Origin of the sequence: Thioalkalivibrio sp. AKL10 (assembly GCF_000381845.1) — a bacterium.
Taxonomy (GTDB): Bacteria; Pseudomonadota; Gammaproteobacteria; order Ectothiorhodospirales; family Ectothiorhodospiraceae; genus Thioalkalivibrio; species Thioalkalivibrio versutus.
Genome location: NZ_KB907142.1, coordinates 1,076,028 through 1,097,513 on the forward strand (window position 1 = coordinate 1,076,028; position 21,486 = coordinate 1,097,513).

Here is a 21,486-nt window from a genome sequence, read left to right on the forward strand (position 1 = left end):
ACTGCTCGCCGCACATGGCTGCAGACCCTAGCAAAGGAGGGTGAGGGCCGCCAGATGCGGCGTCCGAGCGCGTTGACGGCAACCGTTGGTCGCGCCATCACGCGCCGGTAGCCCCGCCAGCCTGGCGGGGTCTTCGCTCTCACGGATACTGACGGCCTCGCTGGAGGCCAGGCCTGTCGGTACCGACAAGCTTGTGGCGGGCAGGCCTGGCAATCGCGCCGGGGTGTCCGTCGAGGCATGAGTCGGATGCCGGGTGAGAAGAAGATGCAGGCCGTCGGGGTGTCTTAATCCCCTTTCAGTCGGGGCATGGGTCGGACGGATAACCCAAGCACAAGGAGCAATACAATGGGTCTTAATCCCCTTTCAGTCGGGGCATGGGTCGGACCCTTTCGGGTGCCAGAAGTGGCCCTTTTTCAATGGCTTGAATCGGCGTCTTCTGCACCATCGTGGTGCGTGCGAACTTTGCTGCCCGAGTCTGGACCCGGAGGCAGGCTAGCCCGCCGCGGTTGCCCTGCGCAAGGCCCTGCCGGCGGCGCGCGGCGCGTGCGGAGTTGTCCCGGAGGCGGGGGTGCGTTCGCAGGCGAAGCATTCAAGGGACCGGGGCTTCGTCGGCGGGGACGGGGGTCACCCGGTATTCCTCCAGGCGGACCCCGCAGGCCTCCAGTTCGTCGGCGCTCAGTTCCCTGCCCCGCGCCTCGGCGGGCAGGTCCAGCGACAGGTGCAGATAGCGGGCGCCGCGTTCACAGACCTGCGCGGCGAGGTGGACGGGCAGGGTGCCCAGCACCCGGTCGCCGGGTTGCAGGATCTCCGGGTTCAGGTGCGCGAGGGATTCGTCGACCGCCAGTCCCTGGCGTCTGGCCCATTCCACGGCGCCGGGATGACGGGTGACGAAATAGGTGCGTGCGGGCATGCGGTTCCTCGGTTGGGTGCGCCCGGGGCATGGTTTCCCATCGGGGGTGAGCATGCCCGGCCTCCTGATGCATTCAGGAGTTGTTGAGCCGGTTGATGGCGGTTTCCAGTTCCCGGTGCAGTCGATCCGGGTTATGCATGATCCGCTGGACATGCGGGTTCTTTGGCGGTGTGCCATGCGCCATGGCATTGCGCAGCTGGCGCAGCAACTGCCAGGCCTGGCGCTTCCAGTCGGCCTCCTCCCCGAGGCCTTCACTGAACGCCTCGCGAACGCGCTCCCGGGTCTTGTAGTCGGTCGGCGTCTGGCCCTGCTCGAGGCACAGGCTGGTGAGAAAGGCCTCGAAGCCGAATATCGCCGCGCGCGGGTAGTCGCGGCGATTCAGGGCGCGCAGCGCCAGGGTTCGCTGGTTGCTCCCCAGGTCGGGTGTGCGTGCCCAGGAGAGGCGTTCGATCAGCTTGTCGCGAAACAGTCCGGAGGCGCCCGCAAGCTCGGTGATCTCGAGCGCCTTCAGGACCGTCATCAGGCGCTGGCGCGTGGCCGGGATGTTGAGGGTCGTCTGGTGGAAATGGGCGTCCGCGAGCGCCTTCGCCTTGTCGGATGCCAGTCCGTCGCGTTCGAGCAGCGGGGCGAACACTCCGTAGTCCCCTGATGCATCGAATCGGGTGAGCGCCTCGATCCAGCGGTGTACCCCGTCCAGTCCGTCGAGTTGAAGGACCGGGGTCAGCCCGGCGTTCGGGCCTTCCTTCGGGGTCATGTCCAGGGCGCCGTACCAGAGGTGGTTGACCTGCACCGAACGCAGGGCCTCCAGGAAATAGGCCGATACGAAGCCCAGCATGCCGAGGTGGCGGAACCCGTGTGTGAGGTCGAGATCGACCCGGCCGCGCGGGATCGAGTCGGCCATGTCCTGGAGGATGCGCATTTGCTCACGGTCGTCGCGGGCTTCCGGAATCAGCCGGAGTTCCACTTCCATGCCCGTTGCCTCCTGCACGAGCGCCGTCAGCGGGGCCAGCTGCTCCGGGGAGACTCGGTAATGGCTCTCCGCTTCCAGCAGCGCCAGGCGCTCGTGCTCGTGCGCGGGGGCACCTGTCCTGGCCAGGTGTTCCACCAGAACACTCCACATGCTCCCGGATGTACCCAGGACCACCATGCGTCCCGGGCCGAGTTCGTTTGCCAGTTCAAGGCCGAAGAACGGGCTCTCCCGGACCGCGCCCCCGGGGAACGCGTACCGTGCCGTTCGGTAGCCGACGGTATCCCGATAATGGCCGCGGCCGAGAAAGGTGATCAGTGAATGCATGGTGCCCCTGTCGGATTCTGGTGATGCGGTGGGTTTTTGCCGCGCGAATTAGAAACGATCGAAGGGATCGCTGAAAAGGTCGTTTCCGAGTGGGTCGCCGGCGTCGATTCCGTGGTGGTGACCGAACGAGTCGTCAGACATGCCGCCCCAGGCATCGTCCTGCCACCAGCCGGTATTGCAGGGGTCGGTCGGATCCAGAGGATCGCATTCCATGCGCTTCCGGGCCCTCTCGTCTTCGAGGCTGTAGTCCCAGTCGTCTTCATGGAAGCCGCGCCGCATCGGGTCGGAAAACGCGCTCGTTTCCTCATCCTGTTCGCCACCTGCCGTGCGCGGGGACAGCCAGGACCACAGCAGGGCCAGTAGGATCGCCCCCGGGGGCAGAAGGATCCAGAAAAAGTCGTACATTAGGCGGCTCCTCGTGAGTGGACGCCGACGAGGTTACTGCGGGTGGGGGAGCTGGTCCGTACCCGCAAGCTTGTCGCCCCAAGGGCCGCCCATCGGGGGATCACGGCTAGTCGTCCGTGCGCAGCACGTCAATCATGAATACGCTTGTCCGGTCCCCGACGACCTGCACGTACTGGCAGCGGCGGTCGAGCTCGCGGGTGAACAGGGCCCCGGCAATGGAGGTCAGCTTGGTGCCACCGGTGATGTCGATCAGGATCTGTTTTTCGGTCAGGCGGCGACCCCGTCGGGATTCCTGACGATAGCTTTCCCAGATGACCGACAGGTGCTTCCAGACCGCCTCGACGTTGTCAAAGTCGCACCCGGTCGGATCGAAGGCATCGTCCGTCGCTCCCGGGGAAAAATCATGCAGGCCCAGGATGCGAACCTCCCTGGGGGTCAGCATCCGCGAAAGCAGCTGGCGAAAATGCTGAAACTGGCTGGCGGATCCTTTCTTGCCGCCCGAGGTAATGACCACGATGTCCTCGAGTCGATTCTGTTCGGGGCTCGGTCCGAGGTGTGGCTTGATTGCCTCCAGCGGCATGCGCCAGTTGCCCAGCACCTCGTTATGCGCCGCGAGGTCGGTGTCCGGGCCCAGTTGCGAGGGCAGCGATTCGAACCGGTCCTGTGACTCGTTCAGGTCGCCCTTGTAGCTGAGCAGAAGCACCAGAACCCGGGTACCGGACGCGCCTGGGGCGACCTCCTGCTGTTCCGCGGCGAAGCTGGCCGATGCTTCCCATCTGCGCAGAAAGAGGATCGCCCCACCCAGCACGATAAGACCGAACAGAAATGTGGCGCTGTCAGCGGACATGACGGCGTCCGATCCCCATCCGGCCCAGCTCGCTCCCAGCAGGCCCATGAGTCCGGAGCCGATCCAGTCCAGTCCAATGAGTACGGCAGCGACCAGGGTCACAGCCTGAATCGTGCTTCCGCCAAAGATGTTCTGCAGGGCGTTGAGCAGCGACTTGTTCCGCCCTCCCGCGAGTTTTTTCATGGTGATTTCCCTGTGTTCGATACCGTACCCTGACGGGTCCTCGTCACCGAGCCCTGCCATGGATGCCTTGCCCGTCACATCGCTCCGGCTGCACTTTCGCGCGTCGAAACCCGTGAACCTCGGGGCGTTTCCGGGTGCCGTCTGGCGTGGCGCGCTCGGGGCGCGGCTTCGCGAGCAGGTCTGCGTCACGCGGCGGCCCGAGTGTACAGGCTGCCCGGTCGTCGATCAGTGTCCGTATCCATTGCTGTTCGAGACGCGCGTACCGGCCGACCCTCCGAGCGCCCTTCTCCGGCACAACGGGGCGACGACCCCGCCCTTTGTGCTGGTGCCGGATCCGGAGGGCGATCCCCGCGATCCGGGTCGGGTGTGCCTGGGGCTCAATCTGGTCGGGCACGAAGCGCGCCCGGCTGCGGTACTGGTTCGGGCGCTGCAACAGGCGGGCGCGCAGGGCATCGGCCGCAGCCGGATCCCGTTACGGCTGGAGGGCGTGGAACAGGCACTGCCGGCCGCAGGGTCGGGGGTCGACGAGATACCCTGGCATCCCCTCGACCTCGACGATCTTGTCCATTCCCTGGACGCGCCGGCACACGTTCCCGTACCGCCGGCCCCGCCCGCCGTGGAGGTCCGGCTGGTAACGCCCCTGCGGATGCGCATCCGCGGGCGCTACGTTACCCCACAGGCCTTCGAGCCGGTCGCCTTCGTGCGTACGGTCCTGCGGCGGGCGACCCATCTGGGTGCCAGTCATTGCCCCGGTTTCGACGATGTCGCGCTGGCTCGTGCGGGGCGCGAGGCCGCCGGCCTGCGGCTGGTTTCCGGCGACCTGCGCTGGCGGGATCTGCAGCGCTACTCCGCGCGGCAGGGCCGCACCGTCCCGATGGGTGGTCTGGTGGGTACGGCGCGCATCGCCGGGGAGGCACTGACCGGGGCCTGGCCCTGGCTGTGGCAGGGCCAGTGGTGGCATGCCGGCAAGGGCGCCACGATGGGCTTGGGCCAGTACCGGCTGCGACCGCTCCGCGAGGTCTGATCCAGACCCTGACCCGGCCACGCGACGCCACCTCCCGCAGCCTTTCCCGGCGCGTGGGGTTGCGCAGGGCTTCCTCTTCAGAGGGCTCCTGATTCGGCTTCGCGCTGGCGGTGTTCCCGCTCGATCCGCTGCTGGTCCAGCGCGTCCGCGTAATCCGCGACGATGTAGCTCAGCGTGGTCTCGCGCGACATGTGTGGCTCCTGGAGCCGGATGGTCGTGTCGCCGGCCGCGAATCGGGCCGACTTGTTACCGACGTGCGGGCGGTTCACTTGGATCTCGTGGTATCCGGCATCGCGCAGCATGCCGACGATCGAATCGAAGGTCGCGCCGCCGAAGCGCTTGTGGAAGGTCGCCTCCACCGCAACGATGCGATCGTTGTCCGCGTCACAGACCGCCAGCAGTCCCTGCAGCCCCTCGAAGCGAATGTTTCCGGCGTCCAGGTGATGGAAGGTGTCAAAGCCCAGGGCACCGCTCGAGGTCCTGAGAGTGTGGTGTTGCTCGATCGTCTCGCAGCTGCCATCCAGGGGCAGGTCGAAGGGCGCCGCCCGGGACTCGGCCATGGCAGGCGTCAGCGCGGACAGGGAAAGGGCGGTCAGGGTCGCAATCCAGAAACGGGACATACCGGGACTCCAGGGTGTGAATGAAGGCGCTGATCATACCCGGACACACCTCGTGGCATCCGTCCCCGCAAGCTTGCCGGATGCCGTGGCCGCAGGAAGGGGCAGGCGCGGGAATTCGTTCTTCGACCGGGTGCCGCACCATCGCATCCAGCGGGCGCTGAACCGGTTTGTTGATGATCGTGCCCTGCGCCGTCTGGTCGGACGATGGCTTCAGGCGGGGGGGCATCCAGCGTCGTTACTGGCCCGACGCCGCGGCGTACCACAGGGTGCGGTGCTCTCGCCGCTTCTCTGCAATGTGTTGCTGGATCATTTCGACCGCGCCCTGGAGCGGGCCGGCATCCCGTTCGTGCGTTATGCGGACGACTTCCTGCTGCTGACTGCCACCAGGGAGGATGCCGAGCGCGCACGTGCCCATGCGGAAAAGTGTCTCGCCCGGCTGGGGCTGGAACTGCACCCGCAGAAGACCGCGGTCGTCCGGGTCTCCCCCGAACTGCGGTTTCTGGGAGAAGCGGTGGTCCGACGTCGTGATCGGCGGGGCCGGGCGCTCCGGCAAAGGGGGCGCAGCGAATCGTCCTGATCCCCTTTCAGTCGGGGCATCGGTCGGACCATCATCGTAGGCAACGTCGGCGCGGATCCGGAGTCTTAATCCCCTTTCAGTCGGGGCATCGGTCGGACCCTTCGCTTTTTCAAAAGCCCTTTTCGATCAGCATGTTGCGAAGGTCAAAAGTGCACCATTCTGGTGCGCGTGGAGTTTGCTGTCGAGTTGCCCGATCCATGGCTCAGCCTAGCCCGCGCGGCGGGTTGCGCGCAACGGCCGTCGAGGCAGTGGGTTCGCGAGTGTCGTTGGGGCGGATATGGATCTGGTCCGGGGCCAGCGCGAGCTTGAAGCGCCCGGCGGGTCGCGCGGCAACGCGCCGGATTTCGTAGGCGGTGGCCGCCGGCCCCAGGTGGCGCCGCAGTTCGCGGTTCACGTGTGACTTGCGCTGGTCGAAATAGTCGGGCGTCATGCCGCCCGCAACGGCCGCTTCCACGCGTTCGCGGTCCAGCGCCATCGGATGGGTGATGTCGTGGTAGGCCTGCACGAAGTCCCGGGTCTCGGCGGGCCCGATATCCTTGCGGCCGATGGGTGGGGCTTCGTCCCGCGCGCGGCGGGCCAGCCACAGGTAAAAGGCGAAGTTGACCGGGGTGAGGGCAATCACCTGGTCGCGGCAGTGAAGCTCCAGGCGCTCCAGGTCCAGCTCCAGGCGCGGTGACTTGAGGCTGTCCTGGGCACGGCGGACCGCCTCGGAGAAGCCGGCGCCTTCGCGCACCAGCAGGTCGGGCAGGCCGTCGCGCATGCGCACAAACGGGATGTGCGCCAAGGTGATCTCGGCGTTGTCGGTGTGGATCGGCCGCTGGTCGCGGGTGTACAGCACCTGCGGCCGCCGCGGCGGATAGAAGAACTGGTAGTGCCCTTCGAACGGGGCGGACACCAGCACGTGCGAGAGCTCGTCCTGCTCGCGCCCGAACAGTGACAGGGCGTAGCCGAGATAGTAGCCCATGGTCTTGCGCCCGCCCGCGATGGAGGCATGCAGGCGCTGCTGCGGGTCGACGGTCAGGCGGCGCACGAGGTCCACGATGAGGTCGGCGGCGGCTTCGTTGTGTGACGGGTCGCGGATGTCGTCCAGCGGCTGGCCTTCTTGATCGCGAACCACGTGGATGGTGTCGGCGCCGAATGCGATGCGTCCCGGGTCCAGGTCGTAATCCGCGCACAGGCGATAGAAATGACCCTCGGAGGGGTCGAGCAGGGTCAGGCGGGCCCGTTCGGCCCCTTCGCTGGTCGTGACCACGTGGATGGCGTCGGGCACGAAGGCCGGCCGGCGCTGCACGGCCAGCCCGTACAGGGTCTCGGTGATCACCTGGGGTGCGAGCCCGGCGACGCACAGCAGTACATTGCGAGTGGGTGGGGATGGTCTGTGGTTGTCCATGACCAGACGGTTTCCATTGGTTGAATCGGAAAGGGTGTCGTTGCTCGGGTGTTTCCGGGGTCGCCCATTCTGGCTGACGACAGGCCGGGACCGAGCCGCTTCGTCCGGCGCGCAGCCGTGTTCTGACGGGCGGGCGGCCCCAGCGCCGAGCGTGATGATCGCACCTGCCGGCCGAGGCGTTCACCCCGACAAGCTTGTCGGTCGCCCCATCTGGAGGGGTGGCCGGTACAGTCTGCCGGACACAACGGACACCAGCAGGAGCAACCCGTGGACCATTCCAACGACAATGTACCGCGCACCTTCATCGCGGCCCTCCATCGTGTGCTGACCTTCCGGCCCAGCCATCCCCTGCATCGGGCGGTGCTGCTGGCGGTCGGGGGGCTGATGGCCTGGGCGGTCGTGGTGGACGGTGGGGATGCCCCGGGGCTGTCTCTCGCGGTTGGCCTCTGGTCCCTCTGGACCTCGATGGCGATGAACCCGGATGCGGCCTGGCGACGCGATGTGGACGTCTGGGCCCATTTCCTGGTCCCGGCGTTCTATCAGGTCCTGGCGGCGGGCGTGCTGGCCATCGGCGTCCTGCACGCGCTGGTCTGGGGCTGGCCCGTCGGGTTTTGACCCCGTACACCCGCAGCGTGTAGCGGCCCTGGCCGAGCAGGTTCGACTCGACCAGCGATTCGTTTACCCATGGCTCCCGGTCTTGTTGCGTGGTTCCGTGCTGGCACCGCCCGTGGGGTTGGACGCGCTGCCCTGTTGGGTATTGCAAAGGGGCGGAATGTGAGAGGGTGAGCGCGAAAAATGCAGGGGCGATCACGCCCGGCTCACTGGAAGGGCCTTGAACGGCGCGCCTCAAGGAGACTGATGCTATGGAAGCAACCCCCTGGATTCTCTCACTGGACCCTTGGCAATACTGGCTGATCCTGGCCGTCACCATTCTGGTGCTGGACCTGCTGTTGTTCGGCGGACTGATGTCCGGCGGTGGCGGGGTCACGCTGATCCTGGCCGGTGGCGCCTTCGGGGCGATCATCCCGGCCGCATTCGGGGCCGACATGGCGGGCCAGATCCTCGGCGGGATCGCCGGCATGATCGTGATGGGGGTGTTCGTCTTCTGGGTCGGGCGGCGCTGGGTGCGCGGGGATGACCGCAACCTGGAAGGCCAGGACGTTCGCGCCGGGCGTGAGGTCCTGCAAATCGAAGACCGCGACGGCCGCTTGGGGGTGACCCTGCTCGGCGACTTCTATCCCGTCCGCCCGGAATCGGCGGACTACGCTTTGAGCGAAGGTGAGCGCGTGCGTCTCATTCGTTTCGAGGGCATCACGGCGATCGTGAGCCCGCAAGTGCACAGCCACGCATAACCGCAAAGGAAGGCGACAATGGAAGGACTTGTAATGTTTCTCGTGCTGGCCGTTCTGGTCGGCGTATTCCTCAGTATGGGGATCACCATGATCCCGCAGCGCCGGGCGATGGTGATCGAGCGCCTGGGCAAGTTTCACCGAGTGCTGAACCCGGGCCTGAACCTGATCATCCCGTTCATCGATCAGCCGCGGCCGATCACCATCCTCCAGTTCAAGGGGACCGATAAGCTCGTGCGCACCGAGACCAAGATCGACATGCGCGAGATCCTGCTCGACTTCCCGCAGCAGGCGGTGGTCACCAAGGACAACGTCGGTGTGACCATTGATGGGGTGATCTACTACCAGATCATGGACCCGCAATCGGCCGTGTATGGCGCCGAGAACCTGGTGCTGGCCATTCAGACCCTCGCTCAGACTACCCTGCGCTCCGAGATCGGCAAGATGGAGCTGGACGATATCTTCGAGAACCGCGAGACCATCAACAAGCAGATGGAGGCGGTCATGGACGAGGCCGGGCAGAAATGGGGGCTCAAGGTGAACCGGGTCGAGATCCGCGACATCTCCATGCCGGAAGACATCGTGCAGGCGATGAACCAGCAGATGGTTGCGGAACGCACCCGCCGTGCCACTGTGCGCGAAGCCGAGGGCTACAAGGAGGCGGAAATCCGCCGTGCCGAAGGGGATCGCGACGCGGCGATCGCACGCGCCGAGGGCGACAAGCAGGAGGCGGTGCTGCGCGCCCAGGGCGAGCGCGAGGCCATCCAGCTGATCGTGGATAGCCTGAAGGAGCATCCGGAAGGCGCCAAGGCCGGGGTCAACTACCTGATCGCCCAGCGCTACATCGGCATGCTGCCGGAGCTGGCGAAGGATGGCGACCGCGTGTTCGTGCCGATGGAGGGCACCGCCTTGCTGTCGAGCCTGGGTGGCATGCGCGATCTGTTCGGGCCCGGTGCGATGGGGGCGGTGGACGCCGTTGGCGGTTCGGCCCCGACGGCGACTGGGTCCGGTTAGAACGAACCGCCCATATCGTCCGAGAAAGCCCGTCCGGGTGCCGATCCGGGCGGGCTTTCTTGTGCCGGGTGTTCTCCCGAGCGTGGGCCGTTCGAGTGGTTGGCGTATTCCTCCCGAGCAGGTAGGCTCGCGCCGCTCCGCATGAAGCGGGGTTTCATCAACAACAATAAGGATAGCTGCACGATGAAGAAGAAGCTCTTGTTCGTTCTCGCCTCCAGTATGGTGCTGGGCGGTTGCATGGCCACGCCGGCTCCGGTGGGTCCGGGTGCCGGTTCGGTGGCGGGGGCGATTGGCGCCATGGCCAACCGAGGCAACGCCGAACGCCAGCTGGCACAGGCTCAGCGTGAGGCCGAATTGGCCGCCCGCCAGGAAGCGGGTCAGGAAATCGATGTCGCGATCCCCGCAACCGTGGGCGATGACCCGCAGGCGCAAGCGGCGCATGCGGCGATTGCCGCCGGTGTGGACTCCATGGATGGATCGGCCGCTGCACGCAGTGGCGCAGCGATTGGGCAGCGCGGACCTTCTGCCGCGATGGCCGGCAACCTTGGGGCCGCGGCGTCCGGGGCGAGTGCCGGGATGGCTATGGGCGCGATGGGCGCCGGTACCGGTGCGCTCTTCAACGCCATGTCGGGCGAGTCGTCGATTTCCTACGAGGACATCCAGGCTATGAACATCGGTATCCAGAAGGGCGAGGAGTACGTCCATGCCAACGGGCTAACTTGCGTCGACTTCACGGTCGATGCGTCGAACCTTCCGGAAGGCCAGGCCGATCAGTTCCAAGAGACCACGGCCTGCAGGACTGCGGCCGGGGAGTGGGAGCCGATCTAGCCGGTGCTGGGGCGATATGTAAAGACCACCCGGACCCCGTCGCTTGGCGGGGTCTTTTTTTGGGGTGCCCCAAAATACGAAGCAGCCGGTGACGAGATCCGATCGGACGCTTCTAACCGCCCGTTTGCGGACACTTGATTCGGGTGCATCAGCACCAAGACTGCCTCCTGTTTGGAGCTACCACTATTTCGACAGCCGGGAGAGGGCGAAGGCGGAGAAGCCGGGATACGCGACTCTGGAGTCGTGCCGTGCTATACAGAATTCGTACATCACCAAACTTCCATATTCTGTCTAATCCATTGTTGGAAGCGAAGGGGAAAATCAGTGCTTTCGGAGGCAAAGAACGCCGACCTTGCGGGCGAGTGGTTGCAGCACATAGAGGCGGAAGACGTAGCCGATGCGTTCGTCTACCTCGTGGGTCAAGCAGCTGTAGTGTCCGGATACGAGTGCTATGCAACGCGCAAAGGCGATGTGCGCGATTTCCGCTTTTATCGCGCCGGTAGTACCGAACAACCGTTCGCGTTCATCGTCAACAAGCGGTGGCTGCTGTTCTACTTCCGGACTCCTGCTGTCCGCACCGGAAGCTATACCTTCGGAAAGCTTCACGAGGCTTTCGACTCCGCAGCCGAGAATGCTGCTGGCGAGTGGACCGTCAAGGTCCGCAGCATCTGCGATGCTCGACGACTCTGGCACCTACTGGCCCTGCAGTAGTCGATGAAAATGCTACTGCCCAACAAGCGCTTGCAGCCCGCGGGCTGCAAGCGTGGCGTAAGGTGCAAGGAGCCCCTTTGGGAGCACAACAGAAGTCGGACGCGTTGGATTTCCTGGCAAAGCTTCATGCGAATCTAGATCGAGACTTCCCAGCGGCCCGATCTATGCAAGATAAGGTCTTGGACCAGGTCATGGGTATCCCCTTTCTTTGTCGCCTTCCCGTAAATTCGGTCCATTGAAACTGGACGTCTCCGTGCGTATTCCGGTCGGAACGTGACCGATTTTAGCCCTGGCGCCGGAATCCGCGGTCACGATCAATCGGAATGGGCGGTCACGATGGGCCGGAATACGCATACCGCCGCGATTGCCTTTCTCAAGGCGATGGGTGAGCCCCAGGACAACGAGGTGGTGACCGCGGAAAACCCTCTCTCACTGGTCCATGCCGCAGCTCTTTGGGCAAGATGGGTAAGCGATCTCGGTCGTCTTCACGCCGGATGCTGCGTCATTCGTTCGCGAGAGCCGTACGATGGAGTGATCGACTCTCTCTGACGGCCGCATGTCGGTCTATTTGGAGTGGCGTTAAACCATCATGCGAGGGTGCCATGCAAAGTGAAATCAAACGCTGGGGGAATAGCGCTGCCGTGCGACTTTCCAGCAAGGTTTTGGCGCAAGCCAACCTTGAGGTATCCAGCCCGATTCATATCGAGGTGAAGGCCGGAAAGATCATGATCGAGGCCGTTCATAAGGCTCCACGCAAGGTGAATCTTCCCTTCTCGGAAGCGGATCTGCTGAAGGGCCTTGATCCCCATGGCGCTCACGCGGATGAGCTGGCCCAGCCCTAGAGGCGCGAGAAGCCCCTGAGGAGGACGCCATGTGTAGCGATTCCGTGGTTCGAGCCCGTATCGACCGTGAAACGAAAGAGCGCGCGACGGCGGCTCTGGAGGCGATGGGCCTGTCCGTGTCCGATGCCATCCGCCTATTGATGCTGAGCATTGCGGAGGAAGGGCGGTTGCCGTTTTCTGTCCCGATTCCGAATGCCACCACCGAGGCCGCGATGTCCGAGCTGGGAAATGGCAAGGGGAAGCGGTCCGGGTCGGCCGACGAGTTGTTTCGGGACCTGGGCCTTTGATCCGTTGGCGCTACACGCCTCGCGCCGGCGCGACCTGGAAGGCATGGGTACTTGTTGGTCTATTGCTGATGGTCGGCGCTGCAGCGGCCGGTAATGCGGTGACCTTTGTCGTCGAGACGACCGAGATCCAGGCGATCGAAGAGCACCAGGGGGCGATGTGGATCCAGCTTGCCCCCTCGTCAGCGGCCCGCCTGGAAGAGGTTACTGCGAAATCGCATGGGGGGGAGCTGGTCGTTGTCGTGGACGGCCTGCAGATCATGAGCGCACGCGTGAATGTGACCATCCGGTCCGGTGTCATTCGTGCAGACGGTGTTTCATCGGACGTCCGTCAACGGCTTATTGACGGGTCTCCGCGTCTCAATTGAAGGGTAAGGCCGGAAAGGTGAAGGATTCGTCGCGGCCGGCGCGGATGCAGGTGCTTTCGCTGCCGCACCACTCGCCAGCCGCGGGCCCGGCTTCAGATGCGAGCGCGATGTGCGTCCACATACTAGACTACGCGCGCTAGCCCCATCACGTTGCCCACGAGGTGACCCGGAACATCGTGCAGTTCGGTATTGGGATTGTGCATCCAGGCCCGAAGGGAGCGCTCGTCGCCGGCCGTAATGGCATCGAGCCCGCGGTAGAGGCGGACCAGCAGGGCCGCAAGCTCCCAGTGCTTGGTGTGTTCGTCCAAGAAGTAACCGCCGGCGTACATGCGGCTGATCGTGGCGGGACTCAGCCCCAGGGCCCTCGCCAGTTCCGACTGTTTCATCCCGAGCCGTTCGGCGGCCCGCGCGACGGCCCGGGTGAGTACCGCCTGCCGCTGCTCCGCGTTTGCCGATTGTTTCATGGGGCCCTCCGGGGTGAGATCAAGTCTCTCGATGGAAATCGTATTCTTCCCCGCTTCGTGTGGGAAGACTCCTTGTCGCGCCGGCCAAAAAGAAGCGACCGTTTAGTGTCGGCCTTTCAGAGGAAGCGATCGCTTATTTTGTCCTGAAAGGCCGACACGGCCACCGATGGGGTGTTCCTGTCGATCAATGAACCCAAGGGTTTCTCACCGACGGCGAGTTATGAGCAGCAGTTCGAGATCAACCGAAATGGCCGGGCCGCCGAACCGCACCCGGAGATCGAGGACAACCGCTACGAGGCGTTCAAGGCCGCGCTTGCGGAGCTGGGCGACAAGCTGACCGAGGCCACCCCGGCCGCGTTCGAGGACGTGGACCGGATCAAGGCAGCGGCAGGGCCATAACGGCCTAATGCGTGCTACCGGCGGCATCGTCATTCAGCGGCTTGTGCGCCGCTTCCGCCTGTAGGCGCTCGACCAGCCACACCTTGATGATGGACTGGCGCGTTACACCGATGCGCGTTGCCTCCCGATCCAGCGAATCCACCACCCAGGCGGGAAAATCGACGTTGATACGCTTGTGGTCCTGATTCACGCGCCGCGCCGAACCAAGGTCGAGATCGCCAACGATGTCTTCTTGCCCTTCGTCGAACTTTTTGTCGAAGTCTTCAGCTTTCATAGAGGTCCACCTCTTTCTTGCGCGAGCGCCTGACGGAGATCAGGCGGATATGGCCCTCCCTGTACGTGACGACAGCGGACCAATGCCTGCCGCCGATCTTCCCGATCAACAGGAACCGTGGTTCCCCCTCAGACCTGGCCTGGACTTCCAGCAGATTCGGGTCTTCCCACAGCGTCGTACCGGAACCCATCCATGATCTGAACTTATACCTTTTTCGCCTATTGTCACGCGGCGGCCGCGGCGCGCGAGCAGGGACGGTTGCTCGGGCGGATGCAGGACGTGGGCAATGCGGAGAAAAAGCCGCATAATGTCCGCACTGAATGCGGAGAATGTGGTGCGATACATCTGGGAACACCCCGACTGGCCGAAGTGGCACTGGGATGCGGACCGCATCGCTCAGCCGCTTGCGGCCGCGGCGCGCGAGCAGGGACGGTTGCTCGGGCGGATGCAGGGCGTGGGCTTTGCGCTTCGCGAGGAGGCCTGGCTGCGCATGCTGTCGTCGGACATCGTGGACTCGGGAGCGATCGAGGGGGAGCGGTTGCCGCTGGACCAGGTTCGCTCCTCGCTCGCGCGTCGCCTTGGCTTGGAAGCGGGCGGTTTAGTCGCGTCGGCCCGGGATGTCGAAGGCATGGTGGAACTGATGCTGGATGCGACGAGGGACTTTGATCGTGAGTTGACGGTGGACCGACTGTTCGACTGGCATGCGGCTCTGTTTCCCACAGGGCGCAGTGGCATGGTTCGGATCCCTGTGGCGCAGTGGCGCGATGACGGGGACGGGCCGATGGAGGTGGTGTCGGGGCCAGTGGGGCGGGAGAAGGTGCATTTTTCCGGCCCACCGGCCGTGCGTGTCCCGGCGGAAATGGATGCTTTCCTTGCTTGGTTCAAGGCACCCGGCAATGCGGATCCGTTGCTGGTCGCGGCGCTGGCCCATCTTTGGTTCGTGACAATCCATCCGTTCGCGGACGGTAACGGCCGTATTGCGCGGGCCATCGCGGATATGGCGTTGACGCGGGCGGACGGGTCGCCGCAACGCTTCTACAGCATGTCCGGGCAGATTCTGCGCGAGCGGGCCGACTATTACGGGATGCTCGAGCAGACCCAGAAGCAGGGTGGGCTGGACGTCACCCCATGGTTGGAATGGTTCCTGGGGTGTCTGCTGCGGGCGCTCGACAACGCGGAGGGCTCGCTCCAAACCGTGCTGTACAAGGCGCAGTTCTGGGAGCGGTTCGCGACGGAGCCGCTTAACGCGCGTCAGATCAAGGTACTCAATCGCCTTCTGGATGGTTTCGAGGGCGGAATGACGTCCTCGCGCTGGGCCCGCATGGCGAAGTGCTCGCAGGACACCGCCCAACGCGACATCGCGGACCTCCTCGACCGCGGCGCGCTGAAGAAGAATCCTGGTGGTGGTCGCAGCACAAGTTATGCGTTGCCGGATGCGACTCCCTGACGTGCGACGGAAGCGGAAGTCTTTCGGATAAACGCGCCCCCTCTTTGCGTGGCTGCGAGCAACCTCTACGGTTTTCAGAATGTGATCATGAACCAGCCGCCTCCATCCGTGAGCTGAGTTAAAGCGACACATCCCCCTTGATGTCCCCCTGAAGCTTTCGGTTCATTCCAAACGTTCGCTGAATCGGGTGGTAAGGGTGCCTCAGTGGTGCACGGCTTCACTGCGGATCGGTAGGCGGTGTGCTTGTTCTGGCCGTTCAGGCTTCTTCTGGATGGTTCGTGCTCAGCATTGCCCGCGTTTGAGAAATTATTATTTATCGTAGCCACGCTACGATTACGGGCGTTTTCTTGGTTGATACCGGATGGCTTTATGTGGTTTAGTCGTAGTGTGACTACGACAATCCGATCCAATCTAAAGGCGCTTTATACCAGAGTGCCTCCGGGAACGCCGCTGACCACGGCCGACCTCAATGAGCTGGGCATTTCGGCCGACCTGGCGGTCTATTACGTCCGGTCGGGGTGGCTGGAACGCCTCGCGCGGGGTGTCTATTGCCGCCCGGGTGAGGACCTGGAGTTGGAGCCCAGTCTCGTCATGTTGCAGCGAAAGCTTGCGGGCCTCCACGTGGGTGGCAAATCCGCCCTGGAGTGGTACGGCATGCGGCACTACGTCCTGCACCAACCCACGCTGTGGTTGTATGGCTGGGCTGCTGGGCGGCTGCCGGACTGGTTTTCCGAGCGGTTTACGGCGGTATATCACCGGAAACGCCTATTCAATGAAACACCTGATGCCATGCTGCATGTCGGCCCCTTCGAGCGTCGGGCGAGGGCACCCGATGTCGCCGCGCCGGAGCGGGCCCTCCTCGAGCTCCTCAGTGAAGTCGGTGTTCGGCAACCGCTGCAAGAGGCTCGCGAGATCGTCGAGGGGGCCTATAGTCTGCGTGCCGATGTCCTTCGCGAGCTCCTGCGCGAGACGAAGAGCATCAAGACTGTCCGCCTGGCTCTGCAGTTGGGACGAGAGTTCTCGCTCCCTTGGGCGGCCAAGCTGGATCCAGCCGAGCTCCCAACCGGCAGTGATCGGCCTTGGGTATCCGGGGCCGGCGATGATCCGCTGGTCCTCAAGCCATGAACTCGGCCTACCTTGAAACGGCGCGCCCGCTGACACAGGTCGCACCCTTCGTGTTCGTGGACGTATCTGACGTCAACTATTTTGGCCGGCCAGAGTAATTGTCGTTAGATGCGGACGACACTTTCGCGTCGAAGGGGGGCGGTGTCCACTTCCCCGGAATCCGCGGTCACGATCAATCGGAATGGGCGGTCACGATGGGCCGGAATCCGCAGCAGGACCCGATTTCGCCGAATGCTGCGCGAACCTACGAAACCTTGTCAGAGACAAAACGCGTGACATAGCGCTTTCGAATTATCCTAATTAGTGCACTTATAGCACCCTGAATTTTGAAATCCCGAAGTAGTCTTGCTGCAGTCTTCGAGATTTCGCTATAATGTGCACTATGGGTGCGCAAAGATCGGACAAGCTAAAGAGTGTATTAGAAGCTGTTCCCGCCGGCTTTATGGTGGATGCGCGCTGGCTGGAGAACCACGGCGTCAGCCGGTTCCTCACCCGGAAATATGTAGATAGCGGCTGGCTGGAGCGGTTGGAGCGCGGTGTTTTCCGTCGCCCCTCGCCGCAGTCAGTCCCTCCGGACTGGAAGAGTTGCGTCCTATCTCTCCAAAAAATCATGGGTTATCACGTCCATGTCGGCGGCATGTCCGCCCTTGACCTCCAGGGCTACCGGCACTATCTCCCGCTGGGTGCGCATCCGCCCGTGTGGCTCTACGGCGGTGACACACCAACCTGGCTTTCGCGCCTCACCCTCGACGCACCACTCATAAGCCGCCCCCTGTCCCTGTTCGATGACCCGTCGCTTGGTCTGACGGAATACAAAAACGGCAATGCCCCAACTCTGCCCTGGGGCTGGGCGCTCCGAATATCCTCGCCGGAGCGTGCGATCCTCGAAGCACTTGACGAGCTGCCCACGCAAGAGAGTTTCCATAATCTTGACATGATGTTCGAGGGGCTGGCGACGATGCGGCCTCGCCAGCTTACGGCGCTGCTGCAGAGCTGCCGCAAGATCAAGCTCAGACGTCTATTCTTCGTCTTCGCCGACCGCCACAAACATGCCTGGCGCGAGCGCATTAACCCCGACGACTTCAACCTCGGTACGGGTGACCGCGCCCTGATAACGGGCGGCAAGATCCATCCGCGCTACCGCATCGTGGTCCCGCCGGAATTCGTCGATACCCCAACGGAAGATGCCGATGGCCCGTGACGCCTATAGTGCACAGGTAGCGCTTTTGGTGCGCCTGCTGCCCTTCATCGCGGCGGAACCCGTGTTCGCGCTCAAGGGCGGCACTGCCATCAACCTGTTCTACCGCGACATGCCGCGCCTGTCGGTAGATATTGACCTGACCTACCTGCCGGTCAGAGACCGAGCGGAAAGTCTGAGGGAGATCAACGCGACGCTCGGCAGGATCATGGACGCGGCCAACGCCGGCATTCCGCGTCTCCGGGCGCAACGTATCGAAGGCGGCGGTGGCGGCGCCACCCGTATCCGAGTACGGCTCGACGGCGCCGAAGTCAAAATCGAAATCTCACCCGTCACGCGCGGCGTCGTGCACGATCCTGAACGCCGCGCAGTATCCCCAACGGTCGAAGATGAATTCGGCTATGCCGCTGTCCAGGTCGTGTCATTTGAGGATTTGTTCGGCGGCAAACTCCATGCGGCGGTCGATCGCCAACACCCCCGCGACCTGTTCGATATCAAGCTGCTCTACGAACACGAAGGGCTGACCGACGCGCTGTTCCGTACCTTCCTGGTCTATGTCGCCAGCTCGCCGCGTCCGGTGCATGAACTGCTCGCGCCTGGACTGAACGATCTGAACGAACCCTATGCCAGGGAATTCGTCGGCATGACGACCAGCCCGATCACCCTCGACGAGCTCGAAGCGACCAGAGTCCGGCTTATCGCCGATATCTGCGGTCGCCTGCGCGGCAACACAGCGCAATTCCTACTGAGCCTGCATGACGGCGAACCTGATTTCAGAGCGATCGGCCTGCCGCAGGCACAAACCCTTCCAGCCGTCCGCTGGAAACTCTTCAACCTGAAAAAGCTTGCGAACGAGAACGCAGCCAAGCATGCCGCGCAGCGCGCGGCTCTCGAACATCTCTGCGGCATCTCGTAGTCTGTCGGACCGTGGGTTTGGTAGCGAGCAGGGTGGGCCGGGTTTGATGTCCGGGCCACAGCCGTGAACGCCCGTAGTCGTTCAGCTTCCGGACACTGCGATTCCTAAGGTGGGTCGCGGGTTTCGGCCGCGCCTGCCGATAGCTGTCTCTAGCCGACCCTGAGCTGTCCGCCGTCGAGACGCTGCGCAAGGACCGCGAGGCCTTGCTGGCGTTCTACGACTTCCCGGCCGCGCACTGGCAATCGATCCGGACGACCCACCCGATCGAATCGACGTGCGCCTCCGTGCGCCTGCGCACCGCCAAAACCCGCAGTTGCTTTACCCGCAACACCATCCTGAGCCTGACGTTCAAGCTCGGCCAGAGCGCCCAGAAGCGCTGGCGCCGACTTCGGGGTTACGAGTGGCTCGACAAGCTCGAGCGCGGGGTTCAGTTCATCGATGGCGTCGAGCAAACCGAGCCATCGAACACCGACTCGAGCGCCGCTTGACTCTCAGTGCTCATGCACCAGAATCGACAATAAGTCGTCGGACGGTCCCGGCAGCCGAGGTTGTTTCGCGGGCGCGAAACGGCGCCCGAAACGCTGGTCAGGAAGGTCCTCGTGGATGCCGCGGCGGATGATCTGAGGGTGGTTCAGCGCCAGACTGGCACAGATTCTGGGCCAGGCCGGTACAGTTTTCTGTGCCTCCAGGGACCAGAATCGACACCAATTGGTTTCGAATCGGCCGGTCTCCATGGCCTTCGGAGTGGCTTCATAGAGCCGTTTTAGACCCATTCGGCGCGCTGAAAAACGATCTGAGGGTGCGCACTCATAATGATGGGGTCCCCTGTTCGAATCAGGGCGTAGCCACCACCGAATTCTCCAAAAGGGCTGCCTTCCGGCAGCCCTTTTTGGTGTTGGGCGCTGCTACCGGTTTTGGCTTTGCGTATCCTGGCAGTGACGAAGGCGTGGGCAAGGGGGCGGTATGCGCAGCAAGCGGACGATTCTGGCGGGGCTTGGGCTGCTGGTCGCAATGGCGGCAAGTGGGGCCACGGTCGCGGATGATGGGCGCCCGGCAGGGTTTGTTGCGGCGGGTGACGTGGTAACGGACCTGGTCGAGGAGATCCGGTACTTTGGCGACGACAACTTCGTGGGCGAACGGATCGATGGTTACGAGTCCCCCGTTTGCATCCTGACGTCCCCGGCCGCCCATGCCCTCGCCCGGGTGCAGGAACGTCTCGCGGCGTTCGGGCTTGGTCTCAAGGTATTCGACTGCTATCGGCCCGCGCGGGCCGTCGCGCACTTCGTGCGCTGGGCTGAGGACCTCGGCGATACCCGCATGCAGGCACGGTATTACCCGGAAGTTGCCAAGGACGAGTTGTTCGAGCATGGCTATATCGCGGCCCGGTCGAGTCACTCGCGTGGCTCGACGGTCGATCTGACCTTGATTGATCGCGATTCCGGCGAGGCGCTGGAGATGGGCACCGGCTTTGACCGGTTCAGTCCGCGCTCCTGGCCCGGGGATGACGGTGTTTCCGCACAGCAGCGGGCCAATCGCATGCTTCTGCAGCGGCTGATGGTAGAGGCGGGCTTCGAGCCCTACGAGCAGGAGTGGTGGCATTTCACCCTGGCGGACGAGCCCTTTCCGGATCACTATTTCGATTTTGTGGTCGGCCGGGGCCAATAGGCGCGCCGGGGGGCTTTATTGCCGCCTGTTCGGGGCTCGGCTAGACTGCGCGCCGGCCGGCCCGGCTCACTGGGACCAACCTCGGATGAACGCCATGAAACGTTACGGAATCCGCATTCGCCTGCCGGAAGGCAGCACCCTTTCCATGCCGCACCTGCTGGGGGCGGACTGGGAATCCTATCGCTGGTACGACAGCGCGCTGGAGCGTGACAAGGCGCTGGCGGACATGCAGCGCGACCTCCCGAATTACCGCAAGGGCGATCACGTCGCCCAGGTCCTCGAGCGCGTCGAACGCGACGCCTGAGCCGGATTCGAATCCGTCGCGAACAGCGGCGGGATCAGAGCGTCAGCGGCTCCATCAGGTAGCACAGGCAGTCCTGGGCGATCACGCGGGTGTCCAGCGTGAGCATGGACGGCATCGCCTGGCGCTTCAGGCGGATCTCCTGACCGGCCCGCTCCAGATATTCCCCGGTCACCTCCGAACCGTCCTCGGCGATCGCGATCAGCGGGTCCTGGGCGTCCGCGTGCACATTCACCAGGCGCGAGCCGGCGGGCAGTAGCTGGAAATTCAGGCCGTCCAGGTCGGGTTCCAGGCGGACGTCGTGCTGCGCGTCCAGTCCGACCTGTAGTCCGGGGCGCACCCGTACCTGGGCCACGGTGTGGAAGATCTCGATGGCGCCCGTCCGCGGCGGCTCCTGGGCGAAGTGGTCCAGGTGCAGCACTGCATCGATCATCTCGCGCGCGTGGTCCACGCCGGCCGCGTCCTCGGGGTGGCCGCATTCCACTGTGACGGCCGGTGCGATACGCGCCAGTGCCATGGAGGCGACCCCGCGCGGCCGGGTGAAGTAGACCACCGTGCGTCCGAACAGCGCGGCCAGATTGAGAAACGGCGCCTCCAGACGGTTGATGCAGGCGTAATGGGGATTGCGCCCGGTGTTGTTGTGCAGGTCGATTGCGGCGAACAGGCCGCGTCCTTCCAGGCGCCGGCAGAGTTCGGCGAAGACGTCGGCCTCGCGAGAGCCGCCCTGCTCGGTCCCCGGCCAGATGCGGTTGAAGTCCGGCTGGTCGTCCAGGTGGCGCTGGTTGAGCGCTGCGGCCTGCGGGTTGCCCACGACCAGGGTCAGCGCGCGCGGCAGCGGGCGCCCGGTGTAGTGGCGCAGGAGTTGCTGCACCGCGTGCAGGCCCACCGGCTCGTTTCCGTGCAGCAGAAGGACCACGGCCACCGCAGGCTCGCGCTGGCCTTCCAGGTGGATCAGCGCCGGCCCGGGCACGTACTGGTGCAGGGTGGCGGGCGTGGCCTCGAGGAAGCCGTCGGGTAGTTCGAAGTATTCGTTGATCGAGAGAGTCACGGG

The 21,486-nt window shown here is 64.2% G+C and carries 26 protein-coding genes and 2 pseudogenes; 18 read left to right on the forward strand and 10 right to left on the reverse strand.

Annotated elements, in window-relative coordinates; translation table 11 throughout:
• Positions 1-589 precede the first annotated feature (589 nt).
• The 4 genes from csx16 to G333_RS0105145 form a co-directional block, all read right to left on the reverse strand.
• The gene (gene csx16, locus G333_RS0105130; protein ID WP_019627863.1) at positions 590-910 is read right to left on the reverse strand and encodes a CRISPR-associated protein Csx16; all 321 of its coding nucleotides are present in this window, start codon (positions 908-910) and stop codon (positions 590-592) included.
• A gap of 73 nt (positions 911-983) precedes the next feature.
• Positions 984-2,204, reverse strand: coding sequence for a TIGR02221 family CRISPR-associated protein (csx2, locus tag G333_RS0105135; RefSeq protein ID WP_019627864.1), 1,221 nt, complete (start codon positions 2,202-2,204; stop codon positions 984-986).
• Between the two features lie 48 nt (positions 2,205-2,252).
• Positions 2,253-2,609 carry a hypothetical protein gene (locus G333_RS0105140; protein WP_019627865.1) on the reverse strand — a complete coding sequence of 119 codons (357 nt, stop codon included), beginning with the start codon at positions 2,607-2,609 and terminating at the stop codon, positions 2,253-2,255.
• Between the two features lie 106 nt (positions 2,610-2,715).
• Complete coding sequence (locus G333_RS0105145; protein WP_019627866.1) at positions 2,716-3,639, reverse strand: hypothetical protein; 924 nt, start codon at positions 3,637-3,639, stop codon at positions 2,716-2,718.
• 58 nt (positions 3,640-3,697) lie between these two features.
• Between G333_RS0105145 and cas6 the strand changes: the two genes are divergently transcribed.
• Positions 3,698-4,663 (forward strand): CRISPR system precrRNA processing endoribonuclease RAMP protein Cas6, encoded by a 966-nt coding sequence (gene cas6, locus G333_RS14245; RefSeq protein ID WP_019627867.1) that lies wholly within the window; start codon positions 3,698-3,700, stop codon positions 4,661-4,663.
• Between the two features lie 77 nt (positions 4,664-4,740).
• On the opposite strand, the gene G333_RS0105155 is transcribed toward cas6, so the two are convergent.
• Positions 4,741-5,283, reverse strand: a complete 543-nt coding sequence (locus tag G333_RS0105155; RefSeq protein WP_019627868.1) for a hypothetical protein — start codon at positions 5,281-5,283, stop codon at positions 4,741-4,743.
• 52 nt (positions 5,284-5,335) lie between these two features.
• On the opposite strand from G333_RS0105155, the gene G333_RS14620 reads away from it, so the two are divergent.
• Entirely contained in the window at positions 5,336-5,860 is a 525-nt protein-coding gene (locus G333_RS14620; protein WP_231373018.1) for a reverse transcriptase domain-containing protein, read from the forward strand.
• Between the two features lie 202 nt (positions 5,861-6,062).
• Here G333_RS14620 and csm6 read toward each other — a convergent pair whose 3' ends face one another.
• On the reverse strand, positions 6,063-7,250 hold the full coding sequence (gene csm6, locus G333_RS0105165; protein WP_019627870.1) for a CRISPR-associated ring nuclease Csm6: 1,188 nt from the start codon (positions 7,248-7,250) through the stop codon (positions 6,063-6,065).
• A 267-nt stretch (positions 7,251-7,517) separates the two neighbouring features.
• Here csm6 and G333_RS0105170 point away from each other — a divergent pair, with 267 nt between their 5' ends.
• The 8 genes from G333_RS0105170 to G333_RS0105205 all read left to right on the forward strand — a co-directional run bounded on the left by G333_RS0105170 (position 7,518) and on the right by G333_RS0105205 (position 12,646).
• Positions 7,518-7,865 carry a hypothetical protein gene (locus tag G333_RS0105170; RefSeq protein WP_019627871.1) on the forward strand — a complete coding sequence of 116 codons (348 nt, stop codon included), beginning with the start codon at positions 7,518-7,520 and terminating at the stop codon, positions 7,863-7,865.
• A 248-nt stretch (positions 7,866-8,113) separates the two neighbouring features.
• A complete protein-coding gene (locus G333_RS0105175) occupies positions 8,114-8,602 on the forward strand; it encodes an NfeD family protein (RefSeq protein ID WP_019627872.1) in 489 nt (162 codons plus the stop codon).
• An 18-nt stretch (positions 8,603-8,620) separates the two neighbouring features.
• Positions 8,621-9,613: an SPFH domain-containing protein gene (locus G333_RS0105180; protein WP_026340894.1), complete on the forward strand. Its 993-nt coding sequence runs from the start codon at positions 8,621-8,623 to the stop codon at positions 9,611-9,613.
• 183 nt (positions 9,614-9,796) lie between these two features.
• The gene (locus G333_RS0105185; protein WP_019627874.1) at positions 9,797-10,441 is read left to right on the forward strand and encodes a hypothetical protein; all 645 of its coding nucleotides are present in this window, start codon (positions 9,797-9,799) and stop codon (positions 10,439-10,441) included.
• Positions 10,442-10,765: 324 nt separating this feature from the next.
• Positions 10,766-11,152 (forward strand): hypothetical protein, encoded by a 387-nt coding sequence (locus G333_RS0105190; protein WP_019627875.1) that lies wholly within the window; start codon positions 10,766-10,768, stop codon positions 11,150-11,152.
• Between the two features lie 602 nt (positions 11,153-11,754).
• Positions 11,755-11,994: a MazF family transcriptional regulator gene (locus G333_RS0105195; protein ID WP_231362655.1), complete on the forward strand. Its 240-nt coding sequence runs from the start codon at positions 11,755-11,757 to the stop codon at positions 11,992-11,994.
• 29 nt (positions 11,995-12,023) lie between these two features.
• Positions 12,024-12,281, forward strand: coding sequence for a type II toxin-antitoxin system RelB/DinJ family antitoxin (locus G333_RS0105200; RefSeq protein ID WP_019567581.1), 258 nt, complete (start codon positions 12,024-12,026; stop codon positions 12,279-12,281).
• On the forward strand, positions 12,278-12,646 hold the full coding sequence (locus G333_RS0105205) for a hypothetical protein (protein ID WP_231373019.1): 369 nt from the start codon (positions 12,278-12,280) through the stop codon (positions 12,644-12,646). The genes G333_RS0105200 and G333_RS0105205 overlap by 4 nt, the downstream gene beginning before the upstream one ends.
• Before the next feature lie 122 nt (positions 12,647-12,768).
• Here the strand turns inward: G333_RS0105205 and G333_RS0105210 are convergent, their stop codons facing one another.
• On the reverse strand, positions 12,769-13,110 hold the full coding sequence (locus tag G333_RS0105210; RefSeq protein WP_019627877.1) for a helix-turn-helix transcriptional regulator: 342 nt from the start codon (positions 13,108-13,110) through the stop codon (positions 12,769-12,771).
• 171 nt (positions 13,111-13,281) lie between these two features.
• On the opposite strand from G333_RS0105210, the gene G333_RS0105215 reads away from it, so the two are divergent.
• A complete protein-coding gene (locus G333_RS0105215) occupies positions 13,282-13,509 on the forward strand; it encodes a hypothetical protein (protein WP_019567582.1) in 228 nt (75 codons plus the stop codon).
• A gap of 4 nt (positions 13,510-13,513) precedes the next feature.
• Here G333_RS0105215 and brnA read toward each other — a convergent pair whose 3' ends face one another.
• Both brnA and G333_RS0105225 read right to left on the reverse strand, forming a co-directional pair.
• The gene (gene brnA, locus G333_RS0105220; protein ID WP_019627878.1) at positions 13,514-13,783 is read right to left on the reverse strand and encodes a type II toxin-antitoxin system BrnA family antitoxin; all 270 of its coding nucleotides are present in this window, start codon (positions 13,781-13,783) and stop codon (positions 13,514-13,516) included.
• Positions 13,773-13,955: pseudogene (locus G333_RS0105225) on the reverse strand (BrnT family toxin); the annotation flags it as partial. The pseudogene G333_RS0105225 and the gene brnA, both read right to left, overlap by 11 nt.
• A gap of 162 nt (positions 13,956-14,117) precedes the next feature.
• Between G333_RS0105225 and G333_RS0105230 the strand changes: the two are divergent.
• The 7 genes and pseudogenes from G333_RS0105230 (at position 14,118) to G333_RS0105260 (ending at position 20,438) form a co-directional block, all read left to right on the forward strand.
• Complete coding sequence (locus G333_RS0105230) at positions 14,118-15,230, forward strand: Fic family protein (protein ID WP_026340896.1); 1,113 nt, start codon at positions 14,118-14,120, stop codon at positions 15,228-15,230.
• 369 nt (positions 15,231-15,599) lie between these two features.
• Entirely contained in the window at positions 15,600-16,355 is a 756-nt protein-coding gene (locus G333_RS0105235; protein WP_019627881.1) for a type IV toxin-antitoxin system AbiEi family antitoxin domain-containing protein, read from the forward strand.
• Positions 16,356-16,728: 373 nt separating this feature from the next.
• Complete coding sequence (locus G333_RS14625; protein ID WP_155986108.1) at positions 16,729-17,556, forward strand: type IV toxin-antitoxin system AbiEi family antitoxin domain-containing protein; 828 nt, start codon at positions 16,729-16,731, stop codon at positions 17,554-17,556.
• Positions 17,546-18,469 carry a nucleotidyl transferase AbiEii/AbiGii toxin family protein gene (locus tag G333_RS0105245; protein WP_019627883.1) on the forward strand — a complete coding sequence of 308 codons (924 nt, stop codon included), beginning with the start codon at positions 17,546-17,548 and terminating at the stop codon, positions 18,467-18,469. Before G333_RS14625 ends, G333_RS0105245 begins: the two co-directional genes overlap by 11 nt.
• A 170-nt stretch (positions 18,470-18,639) precedes the next feature.
• Positions 18,640-18,957 (forward strand): annotated as a pseudogene (locus tag G333_RS0105250) (transposase); the annotation flags it as partial.
• A gap of 475 nt (positions 18,958-19,432) precedes the next feature.
• On the forward strand, positions 19,433-20,134 hold the full coding sequence (locus G333_RS0105255; RefSeq protein ID WP_019567590.1) for a M15 family metallopeptidase: 702 nt from the start codon (positions 19,433-19,435) through the stop codon (positions 20,132-20,134).
• 94 nt (positions 20,135-20,228) lie between these two features.
• Positions 20,229-20,438: a hypothetical protein gene (locus G333_RS0105260; RefSeq protein WP_018168968.1), complete on the forward strand. Its 210-nt coding sequence runs from the start codon at positions 20,229-20,231 to the stop codon at positions 20,436-20,438.
• Between the two features lie 34 nt (positions 20,439-20,472).
• On the opposite strand, the gene G333_RS0105265 is transcribed toward G333_RS0105260, so the two are convergent.
• Positions 20,473-21,483, reverse strand: coding sequence for a M14 family metallopeptidase (locus G333_RS0105265; RefSeq protein WP_018951674.1), 1,011 nt, complete (start codon positions 21,481-21,483; stop codon positions 20,473-20,475).
• Positions 21,484-21,486 lie beyond the last annotated feature (3 nt).

Excerpts from the sequence above, each read along its gene's own strand:
- G333_RS0105200 (WP_019567581.1), top strand. The coding sequence starts at position 12,024 with ATGTGTAGCGATTCCGTGGTTCGAGCCCGTATCGACCGTGAAACGAAA.
- G333_RS0105175 (WP_019627872.1), top strand. The coding sequence starts at position 8,114 with ATGGAAGCAACCCCCTGGATTCTCTCACTGGACCCTTGGCAATACTGG.
- G333_RS0105255 (WP_019567590.1), top strand. The coding sequence starts at position 19,433 with ATGCGCAGCAAGCGGACGATTCTGGCGGGGCTTGGGCTGCTGGTCGCA.
- csm6 (WP_019627870.1), bottom strand. The coding sequence starts at position 7,250 with ATGGACAACCACAGACCATCCCCACCCACTCGCAATGTACTGCTGTGC.
- G333_RS0105210 (WP_019627877.1), bottom strand. The coding sequence starts at position 13,110 with ATGAAACAATCGGCAAACGCGGAGCAGCGGCAGGCGGTACTCACCCGG.
- G333_RS0105260 (WP_018168968.1), top strand. The coding sequence starts at position 20,229 with ATGAAACGTTACGGAATCCGCATTCGCCTGCCGGAAGGCAGCACCCTT.
- G333_RS0105245 (WP_019627883.1), top strand. The coding sequence starts at position 17,546 with ATGGCCCGTGACGCCTATAGTGCACAGGTAGCGCTTTTGGTGCGCCTG.
- G333_RS0105195 (WP_231362655.1), top strand. The coding sequence starts at position 11,755 with ATGCAAAGTGAAATCAAACGCTGGGGGAATAGCGCTGCCGTGCGACTT.
- G333_RS0105140 (WP_019627865.1), bottom strand. The coding sequence starts at position 2,609 with ATGTACGACTTTTTCTGGATCCTTCTGCCCCCGGGGGCGATCCTACTG.
- brnA (WP_019627878.1), bottom strand. The coding sequence starts at position 13,783 with ATGAAAGCTGAAGACTTCGACAAAAAGTTCGACGAAGGGCAAGAAGAC.
- csx2 (WP_019627864.1), bottom strand. The coding sequence starts at position 2,204 with ATGCATTCACTGATCACCTTTCTCGGCCGCGGCCATTATCGGGATACC.
- G333_RS0105185 (WP_019627874.1), top strand. The coding sequence starts at position 9,797 with ATGAAGAAGAAGCTCTTGTTCGTTCTCGCCTCCAGTATGGTGCTGGGC.
- G333_RS0105180 (WP_026340894.1), top strand. The coding sequence starts at position 8,621 with ATGGAAGGACTTGTAATGTTTCTCGTGCTGGCCGTTCTGGTCGGCGTA.
- G333_RS0105145 (WP_019627866.1), bottom strand. The coding sequence starts at position 3,639 with ATGAAAAAACTCGCGGGAGGGCGGAACAAGTCGCTGCTCAACGCCCTG.
- G333_RS0105155 (WP_019627868.1), bottom strand. The coding sequence starts at position 5,283 with ATGTCCCGTTTCTGGATTGCGACCCTGACCGCCCTTTCCCTGTCCGCG.
- cas6 (WP_019627867.1), top strand. The coding sequence starts at position 3,698 with ATGGATGCCTTGCCCGTCACATCGCTCCGGCTGCACTTTCGCGCGTCG.
- csx16 (WP_019627863.1), bottom strand. The coding sequence starts at position 910 with ATGCCCGCACGCACCTATTTCGTCACCCGTCATCCCGGCGCCGTGGAA.
- G333_RS0105235 (WP_019627881.1), top strand. The coding sequence starts at position 15,600 with ATGTGGTTTAGTCGTAGTGTGACTACGACAATCCGATCCAATCTAAAG.
- G333_RS14625 (WP_155986108.1), top strand. The coding sequence starts at position 16,729 with ATGTGCACTATGGGTGCGCAAAGATCGGACAAGCTAAAGAGTGTATTA.